This is a genomic window from Enterobacter sp. QK-SA4 (assembly GCF_056856775.1).
The window spans coordinates 2,343,936-2,360,437 of sequence record NZ_JBXFXH010000007.1 but is presented as its reverse complement, the minus strand read 5'-3'; the positions used below and the strand labels follow the sequence as shown (position 1 = coordinate 2,360,437).

Genomic DNA, 16,502 nt, shown 5'->3' with positions numbered 1-16,502 from the left:
TCACTCTGCTATTTCTTAAAAATGAATAATACTAACCACCTTATTCACGAAACGAGAATGCTATGGACTTAACCCAGCTTGAAATGTTTAACGCCGTCGCGCTGACGGGCAGCATCACCCAGGCGGCGCAGAAGGTGCATCGCGTGCCGTCTAACCTGACGACCCGCATCCGCCAGCTGGAAGCCGATCTGGGCGTTGAGCTGTTTATTCGTGAGAACCAGCGTTTGCGTTTATCCCCGGCCGGGCATAACTTCCTGCGCTACAGCAAGCAGATCCTCGCGCTGGTGGATGAAGCGCGCATGGTTGTCGCGGGGGATGAGCCGCAGGGGTTATTTGCCCTCGGCGCGCTGGAAAGTACCGCCGCCGTGCGCATTCCGGAAACGCTGGCACAGTTTAACCAGCGCTATCCGCGCATTCAGTTTGCCCTTTCGACCGGGCCATCCGGGACGATGATTGATGGCGTACTGGAGGGAACCCTCAGCGCCGCCTTCGTCGACGGGCCGCTGTCGCACCCGGAGCTGGAAGGAATGCCGGTCTACCGGGAAGAGATGATGCTGGTCACGCCTGCCGGTCATGCGGAGGTCGCCCGCGCCACGCAGGTCAGCGGCAGCGACGTTTACGCCTTTCGCGCAAACTGCTCGTACCGTCGACATCTGGAAAGCTGGTTTCATGCGGACAGAGCCACGCCCGGCCGCATTCATGAAATGGAGTCCTATCACGGCATGCTCGCCTGCGTCATTGCGGGCGCGGGTATCGCGCTGATGCCGCGCTCGATGCTGGAGAGTATGCCGGGACATCATCAGGTTGAAGCCTGGCCGCTGGCGGAAAACTGGCGCTGGCTCACTACCTGGCTGGTGTGGCGGCGCGGGGCGATGACCCGCCAGCTGGAGGCCTTTATAGCGCTGCTAAACGAACGTCTTCAACCAGCGCCTTCTCCATAAACAGGCTGAGCGGATCATCAACGTACGGGGCAAACGCCGGGCGCAAATCGTATCCGCACTGTTCATAAAGACGCACCGCAGCATGCTGCTTGATGCCCGTCTCCAGCCGTACCGTATGGCAATGACGGCTCAGAGCTTCATCTTCCAGGGCAGCCAGCAGCGTCTCTCCCAGATGCTGGCCACGATGGGCCGGGTCAATATAGACCCGCTTCATCTCGCCCGTACCGTCGCCGTTGAGCACGATAGCGCCACAGCCAACGGCCTGAAGCTGCTGGTCGCGAATGATCATCAGGATCAGCGAGGCTTCCGGCAGCGCAGCCAGATCGAGCAGATGATTACTTTCAGCGGGATAGAGTTCGCTCTGATAGCGGTCAAGCGCCGCGATCAGGCTAAGAATGTCCGGGTGACGTGCAGATTCAGAGGTAATGGAATACATGGCAGGCTCCTTGCTTTTTTATGAGGCTAAATTTCAACATAGCGCAGGCCTGCCAGGGTGCTTCATAGTATTAACTTATGTCATGACGCCAGCGTCAACTGGACATCTAACGCCCTCAACCCGGCCTGTGTCGCTTCGTCCAGCCTGCTGTCCGTGACGATATCCGTCAGGGTATTAAGATGCGCCACGTTAAACAACGACCAGGCTCCGTACTTGGAACTGTCCGCCAGCAGCACGCGACGTTTTGCATTGGCAATCAGATCCCGCTTTAAGGCAGCCTTCTCTTCCGTTGGTGAGGTAATGCCGCGGGTGATATCCCATCCGTTACAGCTAACAAAAGCCACGTCTGGCCACACGTTCTGCAGCAAGCGACGCCCGTGCTCACCGATGCAGGACTGACTCGAATCATCAATACGCCCGCCAATTATCGTCACTTCAATCTGACGGAATTCCGAGAGAAACAGCGCGATGTGCAAGTCGCTGGTGATGACGCGAAGCGGCAGATGCGTAAGTTGGCGAGCGAGTTCAATCATCGTGGTGCCAGCATCAAGAACAATGGCGTCGCCCGCTTTAACAAAGCTTGCCGCCGCGCTGGCGATGGCGTGTTTTTCTGCCAGACTGCGCTGCATTTTTTCATGCGTTGTGGGCTGGGAAGGAATAAACCGGTTAAGGGTAACACCGCCATGGGTGCGGCTAATGACACCTTCCTGATCGAGCTTTATCAAATCCCTGCGGATCGTCGCCGGAGAGGCATCGGTAATTGCCACCAGCTGATCCACCGTCACCAGATTGTGCCCTTTCAGGTAATCCATTATCTGCTCTAACCGGTTATATCCCTTCATATCATTCCCGTGTAATTTGCATAGCCAACTGGATAGACACCGTCATGCTCTCAGACTTCGCTTTGCCGGTCCAGGCAATATCGAATGCGGTACCGTGGTCCGCAGAGGTACGGATAAACGGCAAGCCGGCGGTGATATTCACCCCGTCATAAAAGCCGAGTAATTTTAGCGGAATATGCCCCTGATCGTGATACATCGCAACGACCATGTCATACATTCCTTCGTGGCATTGCATAAATACCGTATCCGGTGGACACGGTCCGGTGACGTTTACCCCCTGCGCTTTCATCGCGTCGATAGCCGGGCCGACAATCTTGATCTCTTCATCGCCAAACAGGCCGTTTTCACCCGCATGCGGGTTAACGCCGGCAACCGCAATGCGCGGTTGTTGAAAGCCGACGCGTTTCAGGAATCTATCCGCAATCCCAATCACGGTTTTTACCCGATCCTGATTGAGCGTATCAAGGAATTTGCGCAACGCAATGTGGGTCGTGATGTGAATCACCTTCAGTTTGTCCGTATACAGCACCATGGCGTAATCTTTGCTGTCGGTCAGATGCGCCAGCAGCTCGGTATGACCCGGATAGAGATGCCCGGCCAGGTGCAGCGCCTCTTTATTCAGGGGAGCCGTTGCAATCGCCTTCACCTCACCCGCCATCGCCAGTTCGGTAGCACGCTTCACGCAGCGATAAGCCAGATCCCCGGCCTCAGCCTGAACGATACCCGGCTTCAGTGCATCAGGATCGGCCAGCGGTTCATCAAGCACGTTAATCACGCCAGCGGCAAAGCGCGCGCCGCTGACCGTTTCGATAGTGCGGATATCCGCCTGCCCGGTGATTCCTTTCTCAAGCACCCGCTGCAGCGTTCTGGCGCAGCCCACAACCACCACAGGCGCCCCTGACAACTCACCCTCGGTGAGGGATTTGATGATGATTTCCGGGCCAATGCCAGCCGGGTCACCCATGGTTACAGCAATAATTTTAGTCACTCAGTCTCTCCTCGATAAAATGCAACACCTCAAGCAGCGTCTCTTCGTTTCCGAAGCCCCCTGCTTTGGTCATTACCGGCTGCTGCCAGCCACAACCCAGAAATTTTCCGACTGGCACGCACTGTGCGACGCACCCGGTAATCTCAAACCCCCGAGCGTCCAGTGCCCTCGCGACAGCCATCGCCACGTCGCCACCGGAGACGTACAGCGCGTCAGGCGTCTGCGCCGCAAGCACCTGTCGGGTCAGTTCGCCTAAAAACGTACAGATTTTTTCGCCCAGGCCTGCGCGAGTGACACGATGCTGCTGGCAGAGTTGCTCGACCTGATGCCGGGCCTCGTGGCCCGCACAGGTATGCACAATGCAGTGATGGCCAGACTGAAGTACCTGCGCAATCTGTTCGAGATACCCGGACGTGTCTCCGCGCAGCGCGTCATTCACATCAATGAGTACCGACGAGACGTCCGCCTGGCTTACCGCCAGCGCAATCTGTCGTTGCGCGATCTCACTCATCGAGCCGACGACGGCCAGCAGTTGTTTACGCCGGACCGGGGCCAGATGACGGGCCAGCGCATCGCATAGTCCAGCAGAGCCCACCAGCAGCGGCGTCTGTGAGCAGGCCAACGCGGCATCGATAATGGCGTCCATCTCCTCATCGGTGTGCGCATCCACGATGAGCCATTCCGTTCCTCGGGCAAGTTCGGCAGTGAGCATTTTCACGGTCACGCTTTTAGCGCTCACCCCGGTAAACAGGTCAGCAATAGCGGCAGACGGGACGGGCGTTTTGGGATCGCTGGCAAATTCGGTTTCATTCACCGGAACGCCGTTTACCAGACACCTGCCGTACCGCGTGATCCGCCCTGCTGACGGGTATGCCGGCGCCACGATCACCTGCCGCCTGCCGCTTAATGCCTTAAGAACTTGAGATTCGGCTCCTGCGTTGCCGCGCAGCGTGGAATCCATCTTTTTAATGAGCCAGCGGGCATCCGCGATTTCAGCCCCGAGTGCGGCCACCCTTTCGGCCGCCTCCGATGCCTTCAGCGCCCGGGAGTCGGTGTTAACGATCAGCACATCGCTCGCCTGGGTAAACGGTGTATGAAACGCCACGCTGACTTTTTTGCCACACAGCGCCAGGCTGACACCGGCATCATTTGCGCCGGTAAAGTCATCGGCGACGACCACGACCACTCTGTTCACATTGCTCACTTTCATCCCCACTTCGGGTTAATCTTTCCCGTTAATGATTATATTCAATCATGATTGATTATATGTGAGCAAGATCAAGTTAATCAGTTTGCGAATAAATTATAAATTTAGCCACACGATGACCATGAAGCGTCTTGCTTGAGCGAAATCAATCATGGATACAGAGACAGGAGAAAAGCGTGGTTACGATCAACAGCACCCTGATTAGCGGGGCGAATGCCATCGCCGCCATCAGGCCATTACTTACTGATAAAACGCAGATCCTGCTGGTGACGGACGGCAATATTGCGCGTCTGGAGGCAGCAAAGCAGATCCGCGCGATCCTCGAAGAGGAGCAGCGCGGCGTCACAATTATCGACAATGTCCCGCCTGAGCCCACCCATCACGACGTGAACCAGCTGCTCTCGACGTTAAAGGGAACGTTTGGGCTGGTCGTCGGGCTCGGCGGTGGTAGCGTACTGGATGTAGCCAAACTGCTTTCAGTACTTTGTCACCCGCTTTCTCCGGGGCTGGACAACCTGCTCGCAGGCATAAAACCGGTGGCACGCATCGCGTCACTGCTGATCCCGGCCACTGCAGGAACCGGATCGGAAGCGACGCCGAATGCCATTCTGGCCATACCGGAGCAAAGCACGAAAGTGGGCATCATCTCCCCCGTCCTGCTGCCCGATTACGTCGCCCTGCTGCCGGAGCTGACGACCAGCATGCCCGCACACATTGCCTCATCCACCGGGATTGATGCCCTGTGCCATCTGATTGAGTGTTTCACCTCAACGGTCGCTAATCCGGTTAGCGATAACGCCGCGCTGATGGGCCTGTCTAAGCTGCTCAACAACATTGAAACGGCCTGCGCCGAACCGGGCAATCTGCTGGCGAAACTGGAGATGCTGTGGGCGTCTTACTACGGCGGGGTCGCCATTGCACATGCTGGCACGCACCTGGTTCACGCCCTGTCCTACCCGCTCGGCGGCAAATATCACCTGCCTCACGGGGTGGCCAACGCGATTCTGCTGGCGCCCTGCATGCGCGTGGTTCGTCCCCACTGCGTGACGAAATTTGCGCAAGTCTGGGATTTGGTGCCCGGCGCGGATACGTCGCTGTCAGACGAAGAAAAATCCCACGCTCTGGTGGAGTACTTTGCCGCGCTGGTTCGCAGACTCAACCTGCCGGATAACCTGGAGACACTGGGCGTACCGCGTGAAGATATCGCCTCCCTCAGTGATGCGGCCCTTAACGTTAAGCGGCTCATGAACAATGCACCCTGTCAGGTTAATCACGACGAGGTGCAGGCGATTTACCGGACACTGTTTCCCCAACATTAATAGCCAAGGAGTGTGTAATGCGTAACAACATCAGGGGCGTGCTAACGGCCGTTGTAACCCCCTTTGACACGGAAGGCGCGCTGAGCCTGTCGGGCCTGAAACGACAGATCGATCGTCAACTCAGTGCTGGCAACGGCATCTTCTGCGGCGGCACAAACGGCGAGTTCTTCGTGCTTAACGAAGAAGAAAAAATCGCCGTCACCCGCACCTGCGTGGAGACGGTGGCCGGGCGCGCACCGGTCGTGGCGCACATTGGGGAAATTTCGACCCGCGAAACCATCCGTCTGGGGAAACAGATCGCCTCGCTGGGCGTCGATGCCGTTTCCGTCATTACCCCTTACTTCGTTCCGCTGAAACAGTCTGAACTGGTCGCGCACTACACCGCTATCGCCGACGCGCTAGCCGTACCGGTATTTCTGTACAACATTCCAGCGCGTACCGGCAATACCATTGAACCCGCTACCGCACGCGCGCTGGCCGAACATCCCAACATCGTCGGTATTAAAGACAGTGCCGGGAGCTATGAAAGCCTGCGTGGATTCCTTAATGCGGTGAGGGACATGGATGGATTCGACGTGCTCAACGGCCCAGATTCGCTTATCCACCAGGGCTTCGTCGACGGATGTTCGGCCTGCATTTCCGGGCTGGCAAACGTGGCGCCGACGGCCATCAACGCTATCTGGTCACGCTTTAACGCGGGGGATATTGACGGTTCCCGCCTTGCGCAGGAGAGCGTCACCCAACTGCGCACCGAGCTGTACAACGTGGTGTTTTCCCCTGCCGCAGTCAAAAAAGCACTGCAGATCATGGGGGAAGACGTCGGTGAGAGTCGATATGCCGTGGCATTTAGCGAGCAGCAGTGCCAACAGATACGCCGAATAGTGACAACGTCACTTAACTAAACGGCGTTGGTTTCGTCAATAAGAATACCGGGTACCTGAGGTGCCCAGGATTCACTCGCCCTGAAGAGAGGCAAAGATGAATAATTTTACCGCTGAAGATACCCTAATCATTGTGGGCATTGTTATTGCTTACATCCTTTTCACCACCTGGCTGACCTTCCGGATCCGCAGTAAAAATTCCGGCGATTTTATGGAAGGCTCCCGCGCGATGCCGGCGTTTATTGTCGGGATCCTGCTGATGTCCGAGTATATCGGCGCTAAATCCACCATCGGCACCGCACAGGCGGCGTTTGAAGACGGCTTTGCCGCGTCATGGTCGGTCATCGGGGCCGCGATTGGCTTCCCGCTCTTTGGCCTGTTGCTGGTAAAACGCATCTACAACACCGGGAAAATCACTATCTCTGGTGCGATTGCTGAAAAATACGGTAACAGCACCAAAAACATTATCTCTGTCATCATGATTTACGCCCTGCTGCTGGTTAACGTGGGGAATTACGTCAGCGGCGCAGCGGCTATTTCCACCGTACTGAAAGTCAACCTGCCCGTTGCCGCCTTCATTACGGCCATCGTCAGTACCTTCTACTTCGCCTTTGGCGGCATGAAGGGGGTAGCCTGGGTGACCGTACTGCACAGCGCGCTGAAATACTTTGGTATCCTCGCTATCATGGGCTTTGCGCTCTCCAAAACCGGCGGCTTTACGCCAATGATTGAAAACATGCCGGCCTTCTACTGGACCTGGGACGGTAACATCGGTGCGTCGACCATTTTCGCCTGGCTCATCGGCACCATTGGCTCTATCTTCTGTACCCAGTTTGTAATCCAGGCAATCTCCTCCACCAAAGACGTGAAATCGGCCAAACGCTCTACCTGGGTCGCCTTCTTCTTCTGCCTGCCGATTGCGCTGGCCATTGCGGTGATTGGGGTGGCGGCAAAATACCTGCACCCGGAAATTAACAGCCTGTATGCAATGCCGATTTTCCTGCAGGACATGAACCCGTGGCTGGCCGGCCTGGTCACCACTTCTCTGGTGGCGTCTATTTTCGTCAGCGTCAGTACCGTGGCGCTGGCTATCGCCTCTCTGGTGGTAAAAGACTTTTACGTGCCGATGCGCAACCCAACGCCCGATCAGGAGTTTAAGGCCACCCGCTGGATCTCCCTGCTGATTGGTTTCCTGCCGCTGATTTTTGTTCTGCTGGTACCTGAAGTCCTGAAGCTCTCGTTCTTTACCCGCGCCATTCGCCTGTCGATTTCCGTGGTGGCCGTTATTGCGTTTTACGCGCCGTTCTTCCGCAGCACCCGCGGTGCCAATGCGGGCCTGATTGGCGCCTGCGTCGTCACCTCCGTCTGGTATCTGCTGGGCGACCCTTTCGGCATCAACAATATGTACATTGCCTTGCTGACCCCTGCCGTCATCATGGCGATCGATCGCCTCATTCCGGGAAAAGCGCAGGGTAAAGCGCCAACCCCCGCTCAAAATAATGGAGTCTGATATGTCTGTAACCGTAACCCGCGACGGGATTGTTCGACCACAACAGGATGCGCACGTGCAAACCGCCATGCTGCCCTCCTCTTGCCCACAAAACCACGCGGCGAATCTGCTGCCGCTGCCGGATGGCTCGCTGATGTGCGTCTGGTTTGGCGGCACTCAGGAAGGCATTGCCGATATCTCCGTGTGGGGGTCACGCCTGGCACCGGGCAGCCAGCAGTGGAGTGATGCGGTAAAACTGTCGGACGATGCCACACGTTCCGAACAGAACCCGGTTCTGTTCCTGGCCCCGGACAACGTCCTGTGGCTGCTGTGGACCGCGCAGATCTCAGGTAATCAGGATACGGCTATCGTTCGCTATCGCCAGTCCCGGGATCTGGGGAAAACCTGGGGGGAGATCGCTACCCTGCTCGATAAACCGGGCACGTTTATCCGCCAGCCGATTGTCGTGGTGGATAACGGTAACTGGCTGCTCCCGGTGTTTTATTGCCGTACCCAACCAGGTGAGAAATGGGTCGGAAACGACGATATCAGCGCGGTAAAAATATCCGGAGACGGCGGCAAAACGTGGCGCGATGTTGAAGTACCGGAAAGCCTCGGCTGCGTACATATGAATATTACCCGCCTGCTCAACGGCACACTGGTCGCCCTGTTCCGCAGCCGCTGGGCAGACAATATCTATTACAGCCAGTCAACGGATAATGGCGAAAGCTGGTCCGTACCGGAGCCCACGGATCTCCCTAATAATAACTCCTCTATCCAGGTGACCACGCTTGCGGGCGGTGAACTCGCGCTGGTCTTTAACCCCATTAGCGCCGACGGGGCGCGGGAACGTCGCGCCTCGTTATACGATGAAATTGACGATGGTGATGACCGCAAGGAGCCGGTTGTTACCCACGGTCGGGCGGCCTTCTGGGGCGCACCGCGGGCGCCGATGACCGTCGCCATTTCGCCTGACGGCGGAAAAAGCTGGTCGTGGCAGCGTCATCTGGACGAGGGGGATGGTTACTGCATGACCAACAACTCTTTGGAAAAGCTGAACCGCGAATTCTCCTATCCCAGCATCAAACAGGGGCCCGATGGCGCGCTTCATATCGCGTACACCTACTTCCGCCAGGCCATCAAATATGTGCGGGTGACCCCGGAATGGGTTAAGGAGTCCATATGATTATCGGTCATCTCAACGCCCTGCCGCTGGCAGGGCTTCCGTCGACGTTGTACGCCCTGCTATCCCGTCCGGACTGCACGCTGCAGGCGCTCAGCGAACGCGATGACGGGTGCTGGCAGCCGGAAAATGCAACCTGGTTTTGCCAGATTGGTCCGGCGCAGACGCAGCCACGTGCAGATCGGCATACGGAGTACCATCGCCAGTGGGCCGATATTCAGGTTGTACTGGCAGGAGAAGAACATATTTATGCTGGCGCACGCCCCACTGGCAAGCCGGAGGACGAAGAGCGTAAACCGGATCTCTTTATTACTTCACCCGCTGAACACAGCGTGAGGATCCGTCTTGCCGCAGGAGACTTTGCGGTCTTTTGTCCGGGAGAACCCCACCAGGCGCTGTGCGCCGCAGAGGCGCCGCTGACCGTTCGCAAAGCGGTATTTAAAATTCCCCGAGCGATGCTGGAGGTCTGACATGCGTCACGCCGTCGTCACCGGGGCCAGCTCCGGAATTGGTGAAGCCATCGTCAAGCGTTTACTGGCGGAAGGCTGGCAGGTCACCGGGCTCAGCCGCCGGGCAGTGATGCTGAATGCCCCTGGCTTCACGGGCCTGCGCGTGGATATCAGCGATCCTGCTGCGCTGTGCAGCGCCCTGCAAACCATCGCGACGCCCCAGGCAGTGATCCATGCTGCAGGGATGATGGCCGCTGCGCCCCTGGGCCAGCTCGAAAGCGATGTGAGCACCTCACTGTGGCAACTCCACGTCCGGGCCTGTGAGGCGTTGTTTAACCATTTTGCGCCCACAATGGCCGCAGGTGGACGGTTTGTGGCGATTGGCAGCAGAACCTCTCGCGGTGCAGCAGGACGATCGCAGTACGTTTCCACCAAAGCAGCAATGGTAGGGATGGTCAGAAGCTGGGCGGCGGAGCTGGCCCCGCGCGGGATCACCGCTAACGTGGTCGCGCCAGGGGCTACCCAAACGCCGATGCTCAGCGCACCGGGGAGAGAAACCTCGCCGCCGAAGTGTCCGCCAATCGGACGTCTGATCGCCCCAGAGGAGGTGGCGGGACTGGTGAATTTCTTACTTAGCAATGAAGCCGCCGCTATCACCGGTCAGGAGATGGTGATATGCGGCGGCGCCTCACTCGGCTAGCGCAGGAAAACACGCCCTTTCAGATACAGGGTGGCCTGACCGCCGATCAGCACGCGGTCGCCCTTCAGCTCGCAGCGCAGATCCCCGCCACGGTGTGACACCTGGCGGGCATTGAGTGACGTTTTACCCAGCTTTTCGCTCCAGTAAGGGATCAGCATGCTGTGGGCAGATCCGGTAACCGGATCTTCGGGCACCCCTTCGCCCGGGCAGAAAAAGCGGCTGACGAAGTCATATTTATCGCCCGGCGCCGTCACGCAGATCATTTTATCCAGCGGAAGCATTGCCCCAATATCCGGCGTTAACGCTTCTACCTGCTGCTGGCTCTCCAGCACCACCATGTAATCGCGTCCGACGCGCACCTCTTTTGCCGCGGTGATGCCCAGCGCGCTAAACAGCAGCGCAGGTGGGGTCTCGACAACCTCCGTCGACCACGCGGGGAAGTTCAGCGTCAGCCAGTCGCCGCTGCGTTTGACGGTCAGCTCGCCGACAAAGCGCGTGGTGAAGGTGATTTCGGTATTCGGGTAATCAAGGTATTCGAAAATGACGTGCGATGCGGCAAGCGTAGCGTGACCGCAGAGGTTAATTTCATCCAGCGTGGTAAACCAGCGCAGCTCAAACCCACCGTCGGTGCGCACGAAAAAGGCGGTCTCAGACTGGTTATGCTGCTGCGCCATTTTGAGCAGCGTCTCGTCCGGCAGCCACTCTTCCAGAGGACATACCGCTGCGGCGTTGCCGCCAAAGGTTTTGTCGCTGAAGGCATCCACCAGATAAAAATCAATTTCCTGCATTGTCTCTTCCTCTCTTGTTATGGGTTTTTAGCGCAGAAAAACTGTGCCTTTCAGATAAAGCGTGGCCTGCCCGCTCATCAGCACGCGCGAACCTTTCAGCTCGCAGCGTACATCGCCGCCGCGCGCTGAAACCTGACGGGCAAACATCGTGGTTTTGCCCAGCTTTTCGCTCCAGTAAGGGATCAGCATGGTGTGCGCGGAGCCGGTAACCGGGTCTTCCGGGACGGAAACGCCCGGTGAGAAAAAGCGGCTGACAAAATCATATTCCCCCTCACCGCGCGCCGTAACGCTCACCTTATGCTCGCCTGGCGTCATCGCCGAGAAGCGTGGCGCAAGCGCTTCAACCTGCTGGCGATTATCCAGAACGATCAGCCAGGCGCGCCCTTTACGGGCTTCAACGTAGCGGCTGATACCCAGCGCCGAGAGCATCTCCGGCGGGGGTGTCTCTTCATGGGTTGGACATGCCGGGAAATCCAGCGTCATCCACTCCCCCTCCCGGCTGACCGTCAGGCGGCCAGAGGCGGTATCAAAGTGGATCCGCAAATCCGGGTAATCCAGCTCGGTAAACAGCACGTGCGCGGCCGCAAGCGTAGCGTGGCCGCAGAGATTGACTTCGGTAAGCGTGGTAAACCAGCGTAGCTCAATGCCCCCTTTACTGCAGACGAAAAAAGCCGTCTCCGACTGATTATGCTGCTGCGCCATTTTCAGCAAGGTCTCATCGGGTAACCATTCCTTGAGCGGGCAAACGGCGGCCGGATTGCCGCCAAATGAGGTATCGCTGAACGCATCTACCAAATAAAAATCAATCTCCTGCATTGTCTTACCGCCTGTTTTTATTGTGTTGTTCTTTTATATTCAATGAAAACGGCGTTCCCGGCTACCGCTTTCATAAGGTAAATATTGAGATCTGCATCACATAATGGTTGAGTTTTCGCCGTTCAACGTTTTAAGATCGTCTCCTCTTCTTTTCAGCAACGAATCTCCGACATCCCTATGACAACGAACACAGTTTCCCGCAGGGTTGCGTGGCTACGCGTGGTCACGCTGGCCATTGCCGCGTTTATTTTTAACACCACAGAATTTGTTCCGGTTGGGCTGTTGTCTGACATCGCTGAAAGTTTCCAGATGGAAACGGCGCAGGTGGGCATTATGTTGACCATCTACGCCTGGGTAGTGGCGCTGATGTCCTTGCCGTTTATGCTTTTGACCAGCCAGATGGAGCGGCGCAGGCTGCTGATCGGTCTGTTTGTCTTGTTCATCGCGAGCCACGTGCTGTCGTTTATGGCATGGAATTTTACGGTGCTGGTCATGAGCCGTATCGGCATCGCCTTTGCCCATGCGGTGTTCTGGTCGATCACCGCGTCGCTGGCGATTCGACTCGCGCCAGCGGGTAAACGCGCGCAGGCGCTGAGCCTGATTGCCACCGGTACCGCACTGGCGATGGTGCTGGGTCTGCCGATTGGCCGCATCGTAGGGCAATACTTCGGCTGGCGTACGACGTTCTTCGCCATTGGTATGGGCGCGCTGGTTACGCTGGTATGCCTGATTAAGCTGCTCCCCGCGCTCCCGAGCGAACATTCCGGCTCGCTGAAAAGCCTGCCGCTGCTGATGCGTCGCCCGGCGCTGCTGGGTATCTACCTGCTTACCGTTATTGTGGTGACGGCCCATTACACGGCGTACAGCTACATTGAACCCTTTGTTCAGGTGGTGGCGGGCTTTAGCGCCAGCTTTGCCACCGTCCTGCTATTGATCCTCGGCGGAGCGGGCATTATTGGCAGCGTGCTGTTCGGTAAGCTGGGTAACCGGCATGCGTCGACGCTGGTGAGCTGCGCTATCGGTCTGCTGCTGGCCTGCCTGCTGCTGCTGATGCCTGCCGCAGGCAGTGAAAGCCAACTGGCGATCCTCAGCCTGTTCTGGGGCGTGGCGATCATGATTATTGGTCTGGGCATGCAGGTGAAGGTCCTGGCCCTGGCACCGGATGCAACGGACGTCGCCATGTCGCTGTTCTCAGGGATTTTCAATCTGGGGATTGGCGCGGGCGCGCTGGTGGGAAATCAGGTAATACTGCACGTATCAATGTCGGCGATTGGCTATCTTGGCGCCATTCCGGCTCTGGTGGCGCTGATCTGGTCGGTGCTCATCTTCCGTAAATGGCCGGTGGCGCTGGAGGAGCAGGGTCAGCACGGGTGAGCCTTCTTGCCGGGTGGCGGCTTCGCCTTACCCGGCAATCACATCAATGATAGGTCTTAATAATTTCCAGCACGCCGTTAATAATAAACTGCACGCCCATACAGACCAGTAAGAAGCCCATCAGCCGGGAAATCGCCTCGATACCGCCCTTGCCTACCCAGCGCATAATGGCGCCAGAACTGCGCAGCGACGCCCACACGATAACCCCGATAATCGCAAAAATCAGCGGTGGTGCAACCGTCAGCACCCATTCCGGGAAGGTTGCGCTGTCACGCACCGTTGAGGCGGAGCTGATGATCATCGCGATGGTACCCGGCCCCGCCGTGCTCGGCATGGCAATCGGCACAAAGGCGATATTCGCACTCGGTTCGGTTTCCAGCTCTTCCGATTTGCTGGCCGCTTCCGGCGACTCATGTGCTTTTTGCGCCGGGAACAGCATGCGGAAACCGATAAAGGCCACAATCAGCCCCCCGGCGATACGCAGGCCGGGGATGGAAATCCCGAAGGTGTTCATCACCACCTGTCCGGCATAGTAAGCCACCATCATGATGGCAAACACATACACCGAGGCCATCATCGACTGATGGTTGCGCTCGGCGCTGTTCATATTCCCTGCCAGCCCGAGGAACAGCGCCACCGTCGTTAACGGGTTAGCCAACGGCAGCAAGACCACCAGCCCAAGGCTGATTGCTTTTATTAAATCCAACATAGTGCGTTGTCGTCCTTATCCATATTTAACACAGCAATTATAGGGTGAAAGTGTGACATTGAGCCATGGGCGCAACGCAACGATTATTTCCGTCCTGGAAAGATAACTCACAGTTATCTATATGATTTGAAAGACCTCAAAAAAAGTTCATGAAACGTTTTAGCAATTCGTGGCATCGGCTGACTCATTCAGTTGACTTATACTTGCCTGAGCAATAATATCTGCCGTGACTAACTACTTGCCAGGGCAACCATTGTGAAAAGCACCAGTGATATCTTTAACGACGTTGTTCCGCTGGGTCGTCTTATTCATATGGTAAATCAGAAAAAAGATCGCCTGCTCAATGACTATCTGTCACCGCTGGATATCACCGCAACACAGTTCAAAGTGCTGTGTTCCATTCGCTGCGAAGTGTGTATTACACCGGTTGAGCTGAAAAAGGTGCTCTCTGTCGATCTGGGCGCGTTAACCCGCATGCTCGATCGTCTCGTCTGCAAAGGATGGATAGAACGAAGCCCTAACCCGAATGACAAACGCGGCGTACTGGTGAAGCTAACCAGCGATGGCGCGGCCATGTGCGAGCAATGTCATCAATTAGTAGGACAAACACTGCATCAGGAACTAACAAAAAACTTAACGGCAGATGAAGTGGCAACCCTTGAGCTTTTGCTCAAGAAAATACTGCCGTAAACAGAAAAAGAGGTATGACGATGTCCAGACGCAATACTGACGCTATCACCATTCATAGCATTTTGGACTGGATCGAAGATAACCTGGAATCGCCGCTCTCCCTTGAAAAAGTGTCAGAGCGTTCAGGTTACTCCAAATGGCACCTGCAACGGATGTTCAAAAAAGAGACCGGTCATTCATTAGGTCAATACATTCGCAGCCGCAAGCTGACGGAAATTGCCCAGAAACTGAAAGAAAGCAATGAGCCGATCCTTTATCTGGCGGAGCGTTACGGATTTGAATCGCAGCAAACTCTGACGCGTACGTTCAAGAACTATTTCGACGTGCCGCCTCATAAGTACCGAATCACCAGCGTGCCGGGCGAATCCCGCTACCTGTATCCGTTAAAACACTGTAGTTAATCATCGCCTGTAAAGACGTAACCGAGGAAATCATGAAAGTTACCGCCTCCGCCGCCCTCGCCTTGCTGGTGCTGTTCTCCAGCCAGACCTTCGCGGAGCAAACCCCTCGTGCAACGCAGCAAAATAATCCTGATACGATAATTTTGCCGTCCGCACATGACCAGTCGCCTTATGATTTCAATCATATGGGTGCTGGTAGCGACAAATCCGACGAATTAGGCGTGCCTTATTATAATCAGCACGGCCTCTGATTCGTTTTTGCCCCGCAGATGCGGGGCTTTTTTTATGCCTTTTCGCTTACCCGCGTCGCCCGACGAACCCGCAGACCAAACACGTTGATATACAGCCCGGCCATGATCAGCACGGCGCCAAACAGCTGCAGCGCGCTTAGCGTTTCACCCAGCAAAATCGCTGCGCTGGCCAGTCCCACCACCGGCACCAGCAGGGATAACGGTGCAACACGCCAGGTTTCATAGCGCCCCAGCAGCGATCCCCAGATCCCGTAGCCCACAATGGTGGCGACAAAGGCCAGATAGACAAGAGAAAGGATTGTGGTCAGATCGATTTCGACCAGACTGTTCAGCATCACATCCGGACCATCCAGAATAAACGACGCCGCCAGAAACGGGATTATCGGGATCAGCGCGCTCCAGACCACCAGAGACATCACCGCAGGGCGCGCCTCGTGCTGCATAATCAGCTTGTTGAAGATATTCCCGCAGGCCCAGCTCAGCCCCGCCGCCAGCGTCAGCATAAAGCCGAGCAGCGCCACATGCTGACCATTCAGGCTGGCTTCAATGAGCACCAGCACGCCGAACACCGCCAGCGTAATGCCCGCCAGCTGTTTGCCCTGCAGACGTTCACTAAATACGAAGGCGCCGAGAATAATGGTAAAGAACGCCTGCGCCTGCAACACCAGCGAGGCCAGACCGGCCGGCATACCGAACTTGATGGCGCAGAAGAGAAACGCGAACTGGCCGAAGCTGATGGTCAGACCGTAGCCCAGCAGCAGTTTAAAGGGGATCTTTGGACGCGCCACAAAGAAGATGGCCGGGAATGCGACCAGCAGAAAACGCAAACCGGCCAGCATCAGCGGCGGCATGTTGTGTAACCCCAGCTTGATGACCACAAAATTCAGCCCCCATACTATGACCACCAGCAACGCCAGCAGTCCGTCTTTACGCGTCATACCCTGCCCCTGAATTATTAATTATTTGTTAACAGTTCAAGGTAACAGAAAAAAGCGGGCGGCGAGAAGATCATTAATTCTGGCAGGCAGCTGAAGCACT

Annotated in this window: 19 protein-coding genes; 11 read left to right on the top strand and 8 right to left on the bottom strand. The window is 56.6% G+C overall.

All coding sequences use genetic code 11. The features are described 5' to 3' along the window. Nucleotides 1-62 precede the first annotated feature (62 nt). The gene (gene ptrR, locus AC1VYI_RS12770) at nucleotides 63-941 is read left to right on the top strand and encodes a putrescine utilization regulator PtrR (RefSeq protein ID WP_134866220.1); all 879 of its coding nucleotides are present in this window, start codon (nucleotides 63-65) and stop codon (nucleotides 939-941) included. On the opposite strand, the gene AC1VYI_RS12765 is transcribed toward ptrR, so the two are convergent. From AC1VYI_RS12765 to dtnK, 4 genes are all read right to left on the bottom strand, one after another. After that, the gene (locus AC1VYI_RS12765) at nucleotides 895-1,377 is read right to left on the bottom strand and encodes a GNAT family N-acetyltransferase (protein ID WP_024908460.1); all 483 of its coding nucleotides are present in this window, start codon (nucleotides 1,375-1,377) and stop codon (nucleotides 895-897) included. The genes ptrR and AC1VYI_RS12765 overlap by 47 nt on opposite strands. 80 nt (nucleotides 1,378-1,457) lie before the next feature. After that, complete coding sequence (locus tag AC1VYI_RS12760) at nucleotides 1,458-2,219, bottom strand: DeoR/GlpR family DNA-binding transcription regulator (RefSeq protein ID WP_023311787.1); 762 nt, start codon at nucleotides 2,217-2,219, stop codon at nucleotides 1,458-1,460. Nucleotide 2,220: 1 nt separating this feature from the next. Beyond that, the gene (locus tag AC1VYI_RS12755) at nucleotides 2,221-3,207 is read right to left on the bottom strand and encodes a D-threonate 4-phosphate dehydrogenase (RefSeq protein ID WP_023311786.1); all 987 of its coding nucleotides are present in this window, start codon (nucleotides 3,205-3,207) and stop codon (nucleotides 2,221-2,223) included. After that, on the bottom strand, nucleotides 3,200-4,417 hold the full coding sequence (gene dtnK / locus AC1VYI_RS12750; protein ID WP_032668435.1) for a D-threonate kinase: 1,218 nt from the start codon (nucleotides 4,415-4,417) through the stop codon (nucleotides 3,200-3,202). Before dtnK ends, AC1VYI_RS12755 begins: the two co-directional genes overlap by 8 nt. A gap of 173 nt (nucleotides 4,418-4,590) precedes the next feature. Between dtnK and AC1VYI_RS12745 the strand changes: the two genes are divergently transcribed. The 6 genes from AC1VYI_RS12745 to AC1VYI_RS12720 all read left to right on the top strand — a co-directional run bounded on the left by AC1VYI_RS12745 (nucleotide 4,591) and on the right by AC1VYI_RS12720 (nucleotide 10,435). Continuing rightward, nucleotides 4,591-5,733 (top strand): iron-containing alcohol dehydrogenase, encoded by a 1,143-nt coding sequence (locus tag AC1VYI_RS12745; RefSeq protein ID WP_045354957.1) that lies wholly within the window; start codon nucleotides 4,591-4,593, stop codon nucleotides 5,731-5,733. A gap of 17 nt (nucleotides 5,734-5,750) precedes the next feature. Beyond that, nucleotides 5,751-6,635 (top strand): dihydrodipicolinate synthase family protein, encoded by an 885-nt coding sequence (locus AC1VYI_RS12740; protein WP_134866222.1) that lies wholly within the window; start codon nucleotides 5,751-5,753, stop codon nucleotides 6,633-6,635. Nucleotides 6,636-6,711: 76 nt separating this feature from the next. Further along, nucleotides 6,712-8,124 carry a sodium:solute symporter family protein gene (locus AC1VYI_RS12735; RefSeq protein ID WP_032640176.1) on the top strand — a complete coding sequence of 471 codons (1,413 nt, stop codon included), beginning with the start codon at nucleotides 6,712-6,714 and terminating at the stop codon, nucleotides 8,122-8,124. Between the two features lies 1 nt (nucleotide 8,125). Then, nucleotides 8,126-9,289: a sialidase family protein gene (locus AC1VYI_RS12730; protein ID WP_134866224.1), complete on the top strand. Its 1,164-nt coding sequence runs from the start codon at nucleotides 8,126-8,128 to the stop codon at nucleotides 9,287-9,289. Beyond that, the gene (locus tag AC1VYI_RS12725) at nucleotides 9,286-9,756 is read left to right on the top strand and encodes a NanQ anomerase/TabA/YiaL family protein (protein ID WP_023311780.1); all 471 of its coding nucleotides are present in this window, start codon (nucleotides 9,286-9,288) and stop codon (nucleotides 9,754-9,756) included. Before AC1VYI_RS12730 ends, AC1VYI_RS12725 begins: the two co-directional genes overlap by 4 nt. 1 nt (nucleotide 9,757) lies before the next feature. Beyond that, the gene (locus AC1VYI_RS12720) at nucleotides 9,758-10,435 is read left to right on the top strand and encodes an SDR family NAD(P)-dependent oxidoreductase (RefSeq protein ID WP_023311779.1); all 678 of its coding nucleotides are present in this window, start codon (nucleotides 9,758-9,760) and stop codon (nucleotides 10,433-10,435) included. On the opposite strand, the gene AC1VYI_RS12715 is transcribed toward AC1VYI_RS12720, so the two are convergent. After that, the gene (locus AC1VYI_RS12715; RefSeq protein ID WP_134866226.1) at nucleotides 10,432-11,223 is read right to left on the bottom strand and encodes a PhzF family phenazine biosynthesis protein; all 792 of its coding nucleotides are present in this window, start codon (nucleotides 11,221-11,223) and stop codon (nucleotides 10,432-10,434) included. The two genes, AC1VYI_RS12720 and AC1VYI_RS12715, sit on opposite strands and share 4 nt — an antisense overlap. A 27-nt stretch (nucleotides 11,224-11,250) precedes the next feature. Continuing rightward, nucleotides 11,251-12,039, bottom strand: a complete 789-nt coding sequence (locus tag AC1VYI_RS12710; RefSeq protein WP_134866228.1) for a PhzF family phenazine biosynthesis protein — start codon at nucleotides 12,037-12,039, stop codon at nucleotides 11,251-11,253. 177 nt (nucleotides 12,040-12,216) lie between these two features. On the opposite strand from AC1VYI_RS12710, the gene AC1VYI_RS12705 reads away from it, so the two are divergent. Next, nucleotides 12,217-13,413 carry a sugar transporter gene (locus AC1VYI_RS12705; protein WP_134866231.1) on the top strand — a complete coding sequence of 399 codons (1,197 nt, stop codon included), beginning with the start codon at nucleotides 12,217-12,219 and terminating at the stop codon, nucleotides 13,411-13,413. 43 nt (nucleotides 13,414-13,456) lie between these two features. Here the strand turns inward: AC1VYI_RS12705 and AC1VYI_RS12700 are convergent, their stop codons facing one another. Further along, the gene (locus AC1VYI_RS12700; RefSeq protein ID WP_134866233.1) at nucleotides 13,457-14,122 is read right to left on the bottom strand and encodes a MarC family NAAT transporter; all 666 of its coding nucleotides are present in this window, start codon (nucleotides 14,120-14,122) and stop codon (nucleotides 13,457-13,459) included. 255 nt (nucleotides 14,123-14,377) lie between these two features. Here AC1VYI_RS12700 and marR point away from each other — a divergent pair, with 255 nt between their 5' ends. Genes marR through marB form a run of 3 tightly spaced genes read left to right on the top strand, consistent with a single transcriptional unit; the run spans nucleotide 14,378 to nucleotide 15,464 of the window. After that, nucleotides 14,378-14,812 carry a multiple antibiotic resistance transcriptional regulator MarR gene (marR, locus tag AC1VYI_RS12695; RefSeq protein ID WP_008502236.1) on the top strand — a complete coding sequence of 145 codons (435 nt, stop codon included), beginning with the start codon at nucleotides 14,378-14,380 and terminating at the stop codon, nucleotides 14,810-14,812. A 20-nt stretch (nucleotides 14,813-14,832) separates the two neighbouring features. Beyond that, nucleotides 14,833-15,213: an MDR efflux pump AcrAB transcriptional activator MarA gene (gene marA / locus AC1VYI_RS12690; RefSeq protein ID WP_008502237.1), complete on the top strand. Its 381-nt coding sequence runs from the start codon at nucleotides 14,833-14,835 to the stop codon at nucleotides 15,211-15,213. Between the two features lie 32 nt (nucleotides 15,214-15,245). Beyond that, nucleotides 15,246-15,464, top strand: a complete 219-nt coding sequence (gene marB / locus AC1VYI_RS12685) for a multiple antibiotic resistance protein MarB (protein WP_023311774.1) — start codon at nucleotides 15,246-15,248, stop codon at nucleotides 15,462-15,464. Nucleotides 15,465-15,496: 32 nt separating this feature from the next. On the opposite strand, the gene eamA is transcribed toward marB, so the two are convergent. Further along, the gene (gene eamA / locus AC1VYI_RS12680) at nucleotides 15,497-16,402 is read right to left on the bottom strand and encodes an O-acetylserine/cysteine exporter (RefSeq protein WP_134866235.1); all 906 of its coding nucleotides are present in this window, start codon (nucleotides 16,400-16,402) and stop codon (nucleotides 15,497-15,499) included. Nucleotides 16,403-16,502: the final 100 nt, after the last annotated feature.